The organism is Gracilimonas sp. BCB1 (assembly GCF_040117685.2).
Lineage (GTDB): Bacteria > Bacteroidota > Rhodothermia > Balneolales > Balneolaceae > Gracilimonas.
The window spans coordinates 180001-193064 of the sequence record NZ_JBEDYP020000009.1 but is presented as its reverse complement, the minus strand read 5'-3'; the positions used below and the strand labels follow the sequence as shown (position 1 = coordinate 193064).

Genomic DNA, 13064 nt, shown 5'->3' with positions numbered 1-13064 from the left:
TCTTAGACTAAGGATCTGATCGTGGCAACACAACAAAAAATCAGGATCAAATTGAAGTCATACGATCATAACCTGATCGACAAATCAGCTGAAAAGATAATTCAGACTGTGAAATCTACTGGTGCGGTAGTTTCGGGGCCCATCCCGCTACCCACCCGTAAAAGCATCATCACGGTAAACAAATCCGTGTTTGTTGATAAAAAATCCAGGGAGCAATTTGAGTACAGATCTCACAAGCGCCTGATCGATATTTTGTCAACCGGATCACAAACCGTTGATGCGCTGATGAAGCTGGAATTACCTTCCGGCGTTGATGTAGAAATTAAAGTTTAGAAAAGGACCCGAACACGATGAGTGGTTTGATAGGAAAAAAAGTTGGGATGACAAGCGTGTTTGATAACGTGGGGCGAAATATTCCCGTTACCGTTATTGAAATTGAACCTTGTGCTATTACCCAGATCAAAACAGAAGAGACGGATGGCTACAAAGCTGTTCAGTTAGCTGCTTTTGACAAAAAAGAGAAAAACGTAAGCAAAGCCGTTAAAGGTCATTTTGATAAAGCCGGCGTCTCCACTAAGTACAAAGTTGTTGAGTTCAGAGATTTTATACCTGAAGGACTTGACGTTGGAGACGAACTCAACATTAGTGATGTATTCGCTGTAGGCGATACTGTTGATGTGGTAGCCAACTCAAAAGGCCGTGGATTTACCGGTGTTATCAAGCGCCACAATTTTAGTGGTGTTGGTGATGCAACTCACGGGCAACACAACCGATTAAGAGCACCCGGTGCTATCGGTAATGCTTCTGATCCATCCCGGGTATTCAAAGGGATGCGTATGGCCGGTCAGTCAGGAAACGAGCGTGTAAAGATTAAAAATCTGAGCATTGCAAAGATTCTGGAAGATTCGAATGTTGTTTTAGTGACAGGCTCAATTCCCGGACCAAAAGGCGGATACGTAGAAATTCATAACAAAGCGTCTGTTAACAACTAGTCATGAAATTAGATATATATAAAATAGACGGAAAGAAAAGCAGCAAGAAGGCTGAACTCAGCGACGCTATTTTTGCCATCGAGCCTAACGAAACGGTTCTTTATGAAGACGTTCGGCGACATATGGCCAACAAGCGTCAGGGTACTGCAAAAACTAAAGAGCGAAGCGAAGTAACCGGTAGTACTAAGAAAATGTACCGCCAGAAAGGAACAGGTAATGCCCGTCGTGGAGATATCAAATCCCCACTGCTTCGTAAAGGTGGAACTGTTTTTGGCCCTAAACCCCGTGATTACAGCTTCAAGATGAACAAGAAGACTCGTCAACTGGCGCGTAAGTCTGCTTTGTCTCTAAAAGCTGCGAACGAAGGAATTATTGTTGTACAGGATTTTTCATTTGATGAACCGAAGACTTCTCAGATAGCAGATATGTTAGCTGCCTTTGAAGCTGCCGGTAAAAAAGCCCTGATATTGACAAGCGAAACAGATATGATTGTTTACAAGTCTGCCCGCAATATTCCCGGCGTTCTGGTATTGGAAGGCTACAAGCCTAATACATACCAAATTATGAATGCTGATGTAATTGTTATTCAGGAAAGCGCGGTTGCCAAACTTGAAAACAGTATTGAAGGAAAAACTGAAGAGGCTGCAGCATGAGTATTATCAAACGACCTGTAATTACAGAAAAGTTAAGTCGGCTTCAGGAAGCTGGAAAGTATACTTTTGAAGTTGCTACGAATGCAACTAAACCCGAGATCAAGCAAGCTGTTGAAGCTACTTATCCGGGAGTAAAAGTGGCTAAGGTAAACACCGCAATTATGCCTTCGAAACCGAAGGGAAGATATACACGAAGCGGTTACCAGGGAGGCCGAACTAAGGTCTGGAAAAAAGCCATTGTAACGGTCAAAGAAGGCGAAATTGATTTCTTTGCTGAAATTTAAGGATTAGAGAATAATGCCTACTAAGAAATTAAAACCAATTACACCGGGAACTCGACACAGGATTGCTCCTGTATTCGACGAAATTACAACTGATAAGCCATTGAAGGCTTTATTAGCTGGAAAACATTCTTCCGGTGGACGAAACAGACACGGACGTATCACTTCTCGCCACAGAGGCGGAGGGCACAAACGACGCTATCGTATAATCGATTTCAAGCGTAACAAACATGATGTGCCTGCCACGGTTCAAACTATTGAGTACGATCCAAACCGATCAGCTCGAATTGCACTGGTAGCTTATGCCGATGGTGAGCGTCGATACATTCTTGCACCGAACAAACTGAAAGTTGGAGACACTATTGTAGCCGGCGAAAATGCAGCTCCTGATTTAGGTAATGCATTGCCAATGATGAAGATGCCTCCGGGTACCTTTATCCACAATATTGAGTTGAAGCCCGGGCAGGGTGGTACACTCTGTAGAAGCGCCGGTACAAGTGCACAGCTACTGGGTAAGCAAGACCGTTATGTAAGTGTGAAGCTTCCATCCGGAGAAGTTCGGTTGATCCTGGGCAGTTGCTACGCAACCGTAGGAAACACCAGCAACCCGGATCATATGAATACAACTATTGCCAAAGCTGGTAGAAGCAGATGGAAAGGCAGAAGACCACAAACTCGTGGTGTTGCTATGAACCCTGTTGATCACCCAATGGGTGGTGGTGAAGGAAAAGCTTCAGGTGGACACCCGCGTTCGCCATGGGGACAATCCGCCAAGGGTAAGAAGACAAGAAACAGAAACAAGTTGTCTTCTAAGTACATCGTAAGAAGAAGAAAAACCAAGAAAAAATAACTAAGAACGTATGCCACGCTCACTGAAAAAAGGGCCTTTTGTTTACTACAAGCTTCAGCGTAAAATCGATGAAGCTAATGAAAGTGGAAGCAAGAAAGTGATCAAAACCTGGTCACGTAGTTCTATGATTACTCCAGACTTTATGGGGTTAACTCTTGCAGTTCACAACGGTAAGCAATTTATCCCTGTGTTTATAACTGAAAATATGGTAGGCCATAAGTTGGGTGAATTTGCTCCAACACGAACATTTCGTGGCCATCCATTGAAAAAAGCAGCTAAATAATTTAATCGGATTTAAGAGATGGATACTCCAGTTTTAGAAGCACGCGCAGTACAAAAGCATTTGAGGAGAGCTCCTCGCAAGGTTCGCCTTGTAGCGGATGCTGTTCGTGGTGAACAAGTAGACAAAGCGATTAAAAGACTCGAATTCACCAAAAAAGCATCTGCAGAAGATGTGATTAAGGTGATAAAGTCGGCAGCTGCAAATTTGAGAGACAAATTTCAGGAAGAGCGCTTTGATAATGAAGACCTTGTAATAAAGGAAATTTACGTTGATGAAGGCGTAACGCTGAAAAGAATTCAGCCGGCACCGATGGGTAGAGCTCATCGCATTAACAAACGCTCATGCCACATTACAGTAAAAGTGGCCAAGCGTGATCAAGAAAGTGTAAACGAATAAACGAACAATACCTTGGGACAGAAAACAAATCCAACTGGTTTTAGATTAGGCATTATTCGCGGATGGGATTCCAACTGGTTTTCTGAAGAGAACCAACCGGCTCTCATCGTTGAAGACGAAAAACTTCGCGAGTATTTGCACACAAGACTTCGTAATGGCGGTCTTTCAAACGTAATTATTGAACGTACCCCAAAGCGAATTCTGTTAACGCTACGCACAAGTCGCCCCGGTGTTATCATCGGTAAAGGCGGTGAGCAAATTGAATTGCTTCGTGAAGAGCTCAAGAAAATCACCAGTAAAGAAGTACAGATTAACGTAAGTGAAATCAAACGCCCTGAGCTGGATGCCAGTTTGGTTGCTCAGAATATTGCTCAGCAGCTTCAAGCTCGTGTTTCATTCCGTAGAGCAATGAAAACAGCGATTGCATCAGCTATGAGAATGGGCGCCAAAGGTATTAAAGTTCGCTGTGCCGGCCGACTCGGTGGTGCTGAAATGGCCCGAACCGAACAGTACAAAGAAGGGCAGATTCCTCTGCACACTTTACGTGCCGACATTGATTATGCATCATCTACTTCAAACACCATTTATGGATCTATAGGGGTTACCGTTTGGATTTTCAAAGGTGAAATTATTGGTGATGTTGATCTGACGCCGGGAACTCAAACGCGTCAGGATTCTGACTCAGGCCGGGGTAAAGGCGGAGATGACAGAGGACGCAGAAGCCGCCGACGCAGCAGAAACAGAAATCGATCTAATAAAAACAGTTAATAAGAAACGATGTTAGAACCAAAACGAGTTCAGAGACGCCGTGTTCATCGCGACAAGCTGAAAGGCAACGCACAACGTGGCCACATTATTAACTTTGGTGATTTTGGACTGAAAGCTCTTGAGCCGAAGTTCATTACTTCACGCCAAATTGAAGCTTGCCGTATCGCCATTGCACGATCGTTGCAGCGTGACGGGCAAACGTTTATCCGGATTTTCCCGGATCGCCCTATGACAAGTAAACCGGCTGAAACCCGAATGGGTAAAGGTAAAGGTGCTTTGGATCATTGGGTAGCGGTTGTAAAACCCGGACGTATTCTCTTTGAGATTGCCGGTGTAAACGAAGAACGCGCCAAAGAAGCTTTAAGACGTGCTGCGCATAAGTTACCTATCAAAACCAAGTTCGTAGTTCGACGAGACTACCAGGGAGGATAAGATGAAAGCGCACGAATTAAGAGATTTGACACTTACTGAATTACAAGCTCGCTTGAAAGATGAGCGTGATGTACTACAAAACCTTCGATTTTCGAAGTCAGTAACCGGACAGCTTGAAAACCCGGCCAGACTACGAAACCACCGAAGAGAGGTTGCCAGATTGGAGACCATTATTAATGAAAAAAGTAGTGCTGAATAAGCAAAGGATTTAAATTATGGCACAAACAGAAAGAGCCCAAAGACGAGAACGAGTAGGACGTGTAGTTAGCAACAGCATGGACAAAAGTATCACTGTTGCAGTAGATCGTCAGGTAAAACACTCCATTTACGGAAAGTATATTACCAAAACGACGAAATACATGGCGCACGATGAGAAGAACGAAGCCAGTGTTGGCGATACCGTGCAGATCATGTCTACACGACCGCTATCAAAGCGTAAATCATGGCGATTGGTAGAAATCGTCGAAAAAGCTAAGTAACGAATAGAGCATTAGGAATTAGCGATGGTTCAAACTAATACGACATTAAATGTAGCAGATAACAGCGGCGCAAGAAAGCTGATGTGTATCAAAGTGCTGGGAGATTCCCGCCGCCGATATGCACGTGTAGGTGATTTGATTTCCGCATCTGTGAAAACAGCAATACCAGGTGGAAACGTCAAAAAAGGTGACGTTGTAAAAGCCGTTATTGTACGAACACGAAAAGAATACCGCAGGCGGGATGGCAGTTACATCCGTTTTGATGAAAATGCTGCGGTTATCATTAACAAAGATCAAGAACCGGTAGGTACACGTATTTTTGGCCCTGTTGCCAGAGAGCTTCGTGAAAAAAGCTTCATGAGAATCGTGTCGCTTGCACCGGAAGTACTTTAAAAAAGGAATTAGAGTATGCCACGCAGGTTCAACAAACAAAAGAAATTACACGTTAAGAAAGGCGATGATGTTTTAGTAATCGCCGGTAACGACAAAGGAAAAAGAGGCCGTGTATTGATGGTATTCCCAAAGAAAGAGCGTGTGCTCGTTGAGGGAATCAACATGAAAACCCATCATGAAAAGCCAACCCAGGATAATCCACAAGGTGGACGTCTGAAAAAAGAGGGTTCCATTCACATTTCAAATGTAATGGTTATTGACCCGACTACTGACGAACCTACCCGTGTTGGTCGTAAACGAATTGAAGAAGACGGCAATGGCCGTTGGGTTCGTTACGCCAAAACAAGTGGCGAAATGCTGGACAAATAACGCAGATACATAGCAATGGCTGAAGCAAGATTATATACACTTTACAAAGATGAAATTCGCGACAAATTGCGCGAAGAGTTTGAGTATGATAACCCAATGGCCATACCCAAACTTCAAAAAATCGTAATTAACGTAGGCGTAGGTGACGCTATAACCGATAAGAAAGTTTTGGATACGGTTGTAGATAACGTGGCTGCGATAACCGGGCAACAGCCGGTTACAACCAAAGCTAAAAAGTCTATTTCGAACTTTAAGCTTCGAGAAGGGATGCCAATTGGCTGTAAAGTTACCCTTCGACAACGCATTATGTTCGAATTTCTGGACCGACTCGTGAATTTGGCACTGCCAAGAACACGTGACTTCCAGGGCGTTCCGGATAAAAGTTTTGATGGCCGTGGAAATTATACCCTCGGTATCAAAGAGCATACCATTTTCCCGGAAATAGACACTGATAAAGTTTCAAAAGTACATGGTATGGACGTTACTTTTGTTACTTCTGCTGAGACAGACGAAGAAGCTTATGCTCTGCTTAAGCATCTTGGAATGCCATTTAAAACGAGAAACTAAGAGATATTCTATTATGGCTAAGAAAGCTTGGATAGCACGTAACAAAAAAAGAAAAGAAACTGTAAAGAAGTACGCCGAAAAGCGTCGTAAGCTGAAAGAAGCCGGCGACTATGAAGGCCTGCAAAAACTGCCTCGTGATGCAAGCCCTACACGGGTTCGTAACCGATGCAGTATCACTGGCAGAAGCCGTGGTTATGTTGGTAAATATGGAATCTCACGAATCAAGTTTCGTGAACTTGCCCTTGCAGGTAAGATTCCTGGCGTAAGAAAAGCAAGCTGGTAAATTTAACTAAGGAATCGATGACTGATCCTATTGCAGATTATTTAACACGAATTAGGAATGCCCAACAAGCCGGGCATCGCAGAGTAGATATCCCCGCTTCTAAACTGAAGCGAGCCATGACTAAGATTCTGGCTGATAAAGGATATATCTCGAAATACATTGATATTGAAGACGGTAAGCAAGGTATCATCCGTATGTTTCTGAAATATGACTCTTACGGACATCCTGTAATCCGACAAATGAAAAGACTCTCTAAGCCGGGTTTACGAGTATATAAAGGTGGCGATGAAGTGCCGCGTGCTCAAAATGGCCTGGGAATTGTGATTCTTTCAACATCAAAAGGTGTAATGACCGATAAAGAAGCTCGCAAGCTTAATGTAGGCGGCGAGATTTTGTGCACCATTTATTAATAAACAGTTTTTGAACTATGTCTCGAATTGGAAATTTACCGGTACCTATTTCTGATAAAGTTGAGTTCAGCATTAGTGCTGATAACATCGCAACTTTTAAAGGAGAAAAAGGAACCAACACACTCCGAATTCACCCGGAAATTACAATTGAAAAGAATGAAAATGAGCTTTTGATTAAAAGAGCTACTGACCAGAAAGAGCACCGTGCTCTTCATGGTCTGTTTCGTTCCCTTGTGAATAATGCAGTGGTTGGTGTATCGGAAGGCTACACTAAAAAATTAGAAATCATTGGCGTTGGATTCCGTGCCGCTATGAATGGCGATGTATTGGAATTGAACCTGGGTTACTCTCACCCGATTTTCTTTGTGCCACCGGAAGGAATTGATATGGAAGTGGATACCAAGTCTGGTAAAAACCCTATCCTTGTTATCTCCGGAGTTGACAAAGAATTGGTAGGACAGATTTCTGCTAAAATCAGATCATTCAGAAAACCTGAGCCCTACAAAGGTAAAGGAATCAGATATCTGGGTGAGCAGGTTCGTCGTAAAGCCGGTAAATCAGCTGCTAAATAGAGGTTTGAATAATGGATAAAAGACAACAAAAGAAAATAGAGCGAAGAAGTAAGATCAGAAGACGTATCCGTTCTACCATAAAAGGTACAGCCGAGCGTCCAAGATTGAGCGTATTCAAAAGTAATAAATACACCTATCTGCAATTGGTAAACGACCTTGACGGTGTAACACTTGCAGCCTCAAAAGCCGATACCGGTGTTGACAATGCAAAAGAAGCAGGGTCTGAAATTGCAAAACTCGCTCAGGACAAAGGAATTAATAAAGTGGTATTTGACCGAAGTGGTTATAAATATCACGGCATCGTGAAGGCTGCTGCTGAAGGCGCCCGCGATGGTGGATTAGACTTTTAATTGAATTGGGATAAACAATGCCTAAAATAAGAAGAAAACAATCTATACCTGCTGCAAACCTGAACCTTGAAGAGAAATTGGTTCACGTTAATCGTGTAGCCAAAGTTGTGAAGGGTGGACGTCGTTTTAGTTTCAACGCTATTGTAGTAGTTGGAGACGGTGACGGTGTATGTGGACATGGACTTGGAAAAGCAAATGAAGTTTCGGATGCTATCCAGAAAGGCTTTGATAATGCCAAGAAAAACCTGATCCGCGTACCTTTAACCAAAACGAAAAGTATTTACCATCCTATAGTTGGTAAAGCAGGTGCCGGAAAAGTATTGTTACGTCCGGCCGCTGAAGGTACGGGTGTAATTGCAGGTGGTGCTGTTAAAGCTCTGCTTGACGTTGCAGGTGTACACAATATTTTATCTAAATCTCAGGGTTCTTCAAATCCCCATAATATGGTGAAAGCAGCTTTTACTGCTCTGAAAGAATTGACTGATCCTGTTGAAGTTGCACAGAGAAGAGATATTTCTCTGAACAAAGTATTTGAAGGATAATATCTAAAGAATTTGACGATGGACTTAAGCAATTTAAAAGCACCGATCCCAAATCAGAAAAACACCAAGCGTGTGGGACGTGGACAAGGTTCCGGACGTGGAGAGCAATCTGGCCGTGGACATAACGGACAGAAATCTCGTTCTGGTCACAAGCAACGTGCCTGGTTCGAAGGTGGTCAAATGCCCCTTCAGCGACGTTTGCCAAAATTTGGTTTCACTAATATAAACCGCAAAGAATACCGTGTAATTAATGTACACACGGTTAGCGAGTTTATTGAAGCCGGAAAGCTGAACAAAACAATTACGCTGGATGAATTAATCAATTCCGGTTTGGCTAGCGAAGGAGAAAAAGTTAAACTTCTCGGACGTGGTGAACTAGAACATAAAATTGAAATTGAAGTACATGCCGCAAGTAAGTCTGCCAGTGAAAAGGTAGAAGCAGCTGGTGGATCATTAACTTTGGTGTAAAACTTATAGTGTAGACGGCGAATGAGTCTGATAGAAAACTTCCGCAACATATTTAAAATTGAAGATCTTAAGAATCGTATTCTTTATACGGTTGGAATCTTAATGATCTACCGTGTTGGTAGTTACATTACACTGCCCGGTGTAGATGCAAATCAGTTGATCAACAATACAGGCAATGCTGCCAGTAGTTTGTTGGGCTTATTTGATTTATTTGTGGGAGGTGCTTTTTCAAGAGCCGGTGTATTTGCTCTTGGAATTATGCCTTATATCACCGCTGCTATTATCATTCAGTTGATGGGAGCTGTTGTTCCTTATTTCCAGAAGCTGCAACGCGAAGGAGAAGAAGGGCGGCGTAAGATTACCCGGCTGACACGATACGGCACGGTAGGTATTACGCTTGTTCAGGCTATTGGTTTTTCCATCAACCTGATGTCGACAGCCCCGCAAGCTATTGTAGTAAACGAGTTTTTCTTTGTTATTACATCAATGATTGTGTTGACAGCCGGTACGGTTTTCGTAATGTGGCTGGGAGAGAGAATTAGTGAAAGAGGAATCGGTAACGGTATTTCTCTGATTATCATGATCGGTATTATAGCCGCACTTCCTGCAAACTTTTATAACGAAGTTACAACCAAAGCGAATGCAATCCTGGTTATCATCGAAGTAGCTGCATTAATATTGGTAATAGCTGCCGTTGTAATGCTGACCCAGGGAACCCGTAAAATTCCCGTTCAGTATGCAAAACGAGTAGTTGGGCGAAAAGTATATGGTGGTACAACACAATACTTACCACTCCGAGTTAATGCTGCAGGTGTAATGCCGATTATCTTTGCGCAGTCTATCATGTTTATTCCAAGTACGATTGGTTCTTTCTTTCCGGAGAACCAGACCGTACAGTTTTTGACCCAATGGTCGGTTGATTTTACAGGACTCACATATTCGATTGTATTTTTCTTTGTATGTGTATTCTTTACGTTTTTCTATACAGCTATCGCCATCAATCCTAAGGAAATGGCCGATACCATGAAACGACAAGGTGGTTTTATTCCAGGTGTTCGTCCGGGTAAACAAACCGTTGAGTTCATTGACAATATTTTGACTAAGATTACCCTTCCGGGTTCTTTGTTTCTATCTTTTGTAGCTATCCTCCCGGCTATTGCAGTAGGGCTGTTTGGAGTTACACCTGGCTTCGCTCTTTTTTACGGAGGAACCAGTTTGTTAATTATCGTTGGGGTTGCTTTGGATACACTTCAACAGATTGAAAGCCACCTAATGATGCGTCATTACGATGGCTTTATGAAAACAGGTAGAATTAAAGGCCGGCGAAGAGCATAAATGATTTACCTGAAGAGTGAATCCGAAATTGAGAAGATGCGCGAAAGTGCATTGATTGTCTCAAGAACACTGGCTGAAGTTGGAAAACATATTGAGCCGGGCGTTACAACAGGAAAGCTCGACAGAATTGCCGAAGAGTATATCGCTAAAGAAAAAGGGCGTCCTGCTTTTAAAGGATATGGCCCAAAAGGAAGCGAATTTCCGGCAACACTTTGTATTTCGATTAATGAAGAAGTTGTTCACGGAATACCGGGTGAAAGGGAATTGAAAGAAGGTGATATCGTTTCCGTTGATTGTGGAGTTGAGAAGAATGGTTACTTTGGTGACCATGCTTATACATTTGCAGTTGGCGAGTGTGATGATGAGACTTTGAAATTATTGAGAACTACTCTAGAATCTCTTTACAAAGGGATTGAGCAAGCTGTTCATGGAAATAGAATGGGCGACCTGGCAAACGCCATACAAACCCACTGTGAAAATGAAGGCTACGGAGTAGTCAGAGAATTAGTAGGGCACGGTATTGGAAAAGCAATGCATGAAGATCCATCTGTGCCTAACTTTGGAAAGAAAGGAAAAGGCGAGCGACTCCGGTCTGGAATGACACTCGCTGTGGAACCAATGATTACCATGGGTTCTTGGAAAACGAAAACATTGAACGATGGCTGGACAGTAGTTACAGCCGACGGGAGTTTAGCCGCTCATTACGAACACGACATTGTAATTCGTGAAGACAAGGCTGAAATTCTCAGTACTTTTGATTATATTGCTGAGCTCTCGGATAAAAACGAAAATAACATATTGTATTATGGCTAAACAAGAGCCGATAAAACAAGATGGAGAAATAATAGAAGCATTACCTAACGCACAATTTCGCGTTGAGTTAGATAATGGGCATGAGATATTGGCTCACGTATCAGGTAAAATGCGGATGTATTACATTAAAATTCTCCCGGGAGATAGAGTGGCAGTAGAAATGTCGCCCTATGATTTATCTAAAGGAAGAATAACTTACAGATACAAATAAAGAGGTTGTCATGAAGACACGTTCATCAGTTAAGAAAAGAAGTTCAGACGACAAAATTGTACGACGTAAAGGCCGTCTTTACGTGATTAACAAGAAGAACCCACGCCATAAGCAGCGTCAGGGCTAATAGAATAACCGAGTATTTATATGGCACGTATTGCTGGAATAGATTTACCAAAACAGAAAAGAGGCATAATCAGCCTTACTTACATTTATGGAATCGGCCGCTCTAAAGCAGCTGAAATTCTTGAACGATTGGACATCGATAAGGATGTCAATGTTCAGGACTGGACAGATGAGCAAGTAAGTGCACTTCGTACACTCATTGACGAGGAGTACAAAGTTGAAGGTGCGCTTCGCAGCGAAGTAAATGGCGATATTCGTCGCCTGATCGAAATCGGTAGCTACCGGGGTGTTCGTCACCGTCGCGGTTTACCGGTAAGAGGCCAGCGTACGCAAACCAACGCCCGTACTCGAAAAGGTAAGAAGAAAACGGTTGCCGGTAAGAAGAAGGTTGCCAAATAATATTGAAATTGAGATAACCCATGGCTAAAAACAAACCAAAAGCATCTTTAGCTGCAAAGCGTAAAAAGAAAAAACAACTTAGCGATCCTAACGGAATGGCTTTTGTTAAAGCTACTTTCAATAATGTGATCGTAACCATAACCGACGCTGATGGGAACGTAGTTTCGTGGTCATCTGCCGGAAAAGAAGGTTTTAAGGGATCCAGAAAAAACACCCCTTATGCCGCTCAGTTAAGTGCTGAAACAGCTGCTAAGACCGCACACGAAATGGGTCTGCGCAAAGTGGAAGTATTTGTAAAAGGACCTGGTTCAGGTCGAGAAGCTGCGGTTCGTGGAATGGCAAGTTCCGGATTGGAAGTTACTTCCATCAAAGACCGCACACCGCTTCCACATAATGGATGCCGGCCACCAAAACGAAGAAGAGTTTAATAGTAAGAAGACTGTATAATGGCAAGATATAGAGGACCAAAACAAAAGAAAGCCAGACGATTCAAAGAGCCAATCTTTGGGCCAAGTAAAGCTTTAGAGCGTAAACCATACGGACCAGGTGAGCATGGTCGTTCCAGATTTAACAGAAAGTCTGAGTACGCCATCCAGCTCGAAGAAAAGCAGAAAGCAAAATACACGTATGGGTTGCTCGAAAAGCAATTCCGTAATTTATTTAAAGCGGCTTCTGCTAAAAGTGGTGTAGCCGGTGAAAACCTGCTGCAAGCCTTGGAAAGTCGTTTGGATAATACTGTTTTCAGAATGGGATTTGCCAGAACACGCCGTCAGGCTCGACAGCTGGTTACTCACAAGCACGTTGTTGTGAACGGTGGAATAGTTAATATTCCGTCATACGAGATGAGTCCGGGAGACGTTGTTTCTATTCGTCCGAAGTCAAGAAATCTTGAGATTATTGAAGACTCCCTGGATGGATCCTCGAGAAATAAATACAAGTGGGTTGAAACAGATCCGAAGTCAAGATCAGGTAAGATGCTTTATGTTCCTACCATGGAAGAAATACCTGAGAATATTAATGTTCAGCTTATTGTTGAGCTTTACTCTAAGTAATTTTAAAAATTTTAAGATCTATTATGAGCAACTATAGCAT

Annotated in this window: 28 protein-coding genes (1 of these 28 running past the window's edge); all 28 read left to right on the top strand. The window is 42.8% G+C overall.

Features of this window, described 5'->3' with window-relative positions:
* Positions 1 to 21: 21 nt before the first annotated feature.
* Tightly spaced (at most 24 nt apart), the 28 genes in view from rpsJ to ABFW99_RS04885 form a layout consistent with a single transcriptional unit that may run on beyond the window.
* Positions 22 to 333 carry a 30S ribosomal protein S10 gene (gene rpsJ, locus ABFW99_RS05020; protein WP_018128596.1) on the top strand — a complete coding sequence of 104 codons (312 nt, stop codon included), beginning with the start codon at positions 22 to 24 and terminating at the stop codon, positions 331 to 333.
* A 17-nt stretch (positions 334 to 350) separates the two neighbouring features.
* Complete coding sequence (rplC, locus tag ABFW99_RS05015; protein WP_421773607.1) at positions 351 to 992, top strand: 50S ribosomal protein L3; 642 nt, start codon at positions 351 to 353, stop codon at positions 990 to 992.
* 2 nt (positions 993 to 994) lie between these two features.
* Entirely contained in the window at positions 995 to 1645 is a 651-nt protein-coding gene (rplD, locus tag ABFW99_RS05010; protein WP_349355686.1) for a 50S ribosomal protein L4, read from the top strand.
* Positions 1642 to 1929: a 50S ribosomal protein L23 gene (rplW, locus tag ABFW99_RS05005; RefSeq protein ID WP_255133402.1), complete on the top strand. Its 288-nt coding sequence runs from the start codon at positions 1642 to 1644 to the stop codon at positions 1927 to 1929. Before rplD ends, rplW begins: the two co-directional genes overlap by 4 nt.
* A gap of 13 nt (positions 1930 to 1942) precedes the next feature.
* Positions 1943 to 2776: a 50S ribosomal protein L2 gene (gene rplB / locus ABFW99_RS05000; RefSeq protein ID WP_349355687.1), complete on the top strand. Its 834-nt coding sequence runs from the start codon at positions 1943 to 1945 to the stop codon at positions 2774 to 2776.
* Positions 2777 to 2786: 10 nt separating this feature from the next.
* Entirely contained in the window at positions 2787 to 3059 is a 273-nt protein-coding gene (gene rpsS, locus ABFW99_RS04995) for a 30S ribosomal protein S19 (protein ID WP_349355688.1), read from the top strand.
* An 18-nt stretch (positions 3060 to 3077) separates the two neighbouring features.
* Positions 3078 to 3455, top strand: coding sequence for a 50S ribosomal protein L22 (gene rplV / locus ABFW99_RS04990; RefSeq protein WP_255133397.1), 378 nt, complete (start codon positions 3078 to 3080; stop codon positions 3453 to 3455).
* Between the two features lie 12 nt (positions 3456 to 3467).
* Positions 3468 to 4223, top strand: coding sequence for a 30S ribosomal protein S3 (rpsC, locus tag ABFW99_RS04985; protein ID WP_349355689.1), 756 nt, complete (start codon positions 3468 to 3470; stop codon positions 4221 to 4223).
* Positions 4224 to 4232: 9 nt separating this feature from the next.
* A complete protein-coding gene (gene rplP, locus ABFW99_RS04980) occupies positions 4233 to 4655 on the top strand; it encodes a 50S ribosomal protein L16 (RefSeq protein WP_255133393.1) in 423 nt (140 codons plus the stop codon).
* 1 nt (position 4656) lies between these two features.
* Positions 4657 to 4854, top strand: coding sequence for a 50S ribosomal protein L29 (gene rpmC / locus ABFW99_RS04975; RefSeq protein WP_255133391.1), 198 nt, complete (start codon positions 4657 to 4659; stop codon positions 4852 to 4854).
* Positions 4855 to 4870: 16 nt separating this feature from the next.
* Positions 4871 to 5134 (top strand): 30S ribosomal protein S17, encoded by a 264-nt coding sequence (gene rpsQ, locus ABFW99_RS04970; protein ID WP_349355690.1) that lies wholly within the window; start codon positions 4871 to 4873, stop codon positions 5132 to 5134.
* A 24-nt stretch (positions 5135 to 5158) separates the two neighbouring features.
* The gene (gene rplN / locus ABFW99_RS04965; RefSeq protein ID WP_349355691.1) at positions 5159 to 5527 is read left to right on the top strand and encodes a 50S ribosomal protein L14; all 369 of its coding nucleotides are present in this window, start codon (positions 5159 to 5161) and stop codon (positions 5525 to 5527) included.
* A gap of 15 nt (positions 5528 to 5542) precedes the next feature.
* Positions 5543 to 5896, top strand: coding sequence for a 50S ribosomal protein L24 (rplX, locus tag ABFW99_RS04960; RefSeq protein WP_255133386.1), 354 nt, complete (start codon positions 5543 to 5545; stop codon positions 5894 to 5896).
* 15 nt (positions 5897 to 5911) lie between these two features.
* Positions 5912 to 6463, top strand: a complete 552-nt coding sequence (gene rplE, locus ABFW99_RS04955; RefSeq protein WP_349355692.1) for a 50S ribosomal protein L5 — start codon at positions 5912 to 5914, stop codon at positions 6461 to 6463.
* 13 nt (positions 6464 to 6476) lie between these two features.
* Complete coding sequence (rpsN, locus tag ABFW99_RS04950) at positions 6477 to 6746, top strand: 30S ribosomal protein S14 (RefSeq protein WP_255133382.1); 270 nt, start codon at positions 6477 to 6479, stop codon at positions 6744 to 6746.
* A gap of 17 nt (positions 6747 to 6763) precedes the next feature.
* Positions 6764 to 7156: a 30S ribosomal protein S8 gene (gene rpsH, locus ABFW99_RS04945; protein ID WP_349355693.1), complete on the top strand. Its 393-nt coding sequence runs from the start codon at positions 6764 to 6766 to the stop codon at positions 7154 to 7156.
* Between the two features lie 17 nt (positions 7157 to 7173).
* The gene (gene rplF, locus ABFW99_RS04940) at positions 7174 to 7728 is read left to right on the top strand and encodes a 50S ribosomal protein L6 (RefSeq protein ID WP_349355694.1); all 555 of its coding nucleotides are present in this window, start codon (positions 7174 to 7176) and stop codon (positions 7726 to 7728) included.
* 11 nt (positions 7729 to 7739) lie between these two features.
* Positions 7740 to 8078: a 50S ribosomal protein L18 gene (gene rplR, locus ABFW99_RS04935; RefSeq protein ID WP_349355695.1), complete on the top strand. Its 339-nt coding sequence runs from the start codon at positions 7740 to 7742 to the stop codon at positions 8076 to 8078.
* A gap of 17 nt (positions 8079 to 8095) precedes the next feature.
* Positions 8096 to 8620, top strand: a complete 525-nt coding sequence (rpsE, locus tag ABFW99_RS04930; RefSeq protein ID WP_349355696.1) for a 30S ribosomal protein S5 — start codon at positions 8096 to 8098, stop codon at positions 8618 to 8620.
* Positions 8621 to 8638: 18 nt separating this feature from the next.
* Positions 8639 to 9088 (top strand): 50S ribosomal protein L15, encoded by a 450-nt coding sequence (gene rplO, locus ABFW99_RS04925; RefSeq protein WP_349355697.1) that lies wholly within the window; start codon positions 8639 to 8641, stop codon positions 9086 to 9088.
* 21 nt (positions 9089 to 9109) lie between these two features.
* A complete protein-coding gene (gene secY, locus ABFW99_RS04920; protein WP_349355698.1) occupies positions 9110 to 10423 on the top strand; it encodes a preprotein translocase subunit SecY in 1314 nt (437 codons plus the stop codon).
* On the top strand, positions 10424 to 11236 hold the full coding sequence (gene map, locus ABFW99_RS04915) for a type I methionyl aminopeptidase (RefSeq protein WP_349355699.1): 813 nt from the start codon (positions 10424 to 10426) through the stop codon (positions 11234 to 11236).
* Positions 11229 to 11447 carry a translation initiation factor IF-1 gene (infA, locus tag ABFW99_RS04910; protein ID WP_020404818.1) on the top strand — a complete coding sequence of 73 codons (219 nt, stop codon included), beginning with the start codon at positions 11229 to 11231 and terminating at the stop codon, positions 11445 to 11447. The genes map and infA overlap by 8 nt, the downstream gene beginning before the upstream one ends.
* 10 nt (positions 11448 to 11457) lie before the next feature.
* Positions 11458 to 11574, top strand: coding sequence for a 50S ribosomal protein L36 (gene rpmJ / locus ABFW99_RS04905; protein ID WP_071594720.1), 117 nt, complete (start codon positions 11458 to 11460; stop codon positions 11572 to 11574).
* Positions 11575 to 11594: 20 nt separating this feature from the next.
* A complete protein-coding gene (gene rpsM, locus ABFW99_RS04900; RefSeq protein WP_349355700.1) occupies positions 11595 to 11972 on the top strand; it encodes a 30S ribosomal protein S13 in 378 nt (125 codons plus the stop codon).
* Between the two features lie 20 nt (positions 11973 to 11992).
* Positions 11993 to 12400: a 30S ribosomal protein S11 gene (gene rpsK, locus ABFW99_RS04895; RefSeq protein WP_255133359.1), complete on the top strand. Its 408-nt coding sequence runs from the start codon at positions 11993 to 11995 to the stop codon at positions 12398 to 12400.
* 18 nt (positions 12401 to 12418) lie between these two features.
* Positions 12419 to 13024 (top strand): 30S ribosomal protein S4, encoded by a 606-nt coding sequence (gene rpsD / locus ABFW99_RS04890; RefSeq protein ID WP_349355701.1) that lies wholly within the window; start codon positions 12419 to 12421, stop codon positions 13022 to 13024.
* Between the two features lie 23 nt (positions 13025 to 13047).
* Positions 13048 to 13064, top strand: partial view of a DNA-directed RNA polymerase subunit alpha gene (locus ABFW99_RS04885; protein ID WP_290967116.1) — the beginning only. Its footprint extends 955 nt past the window's final position; the window shows 17 of its 972 coding nt (coding positions 1–17); it begins with the start codon at positions 13048 to 13050; the stop codon falls past the right edge of the window.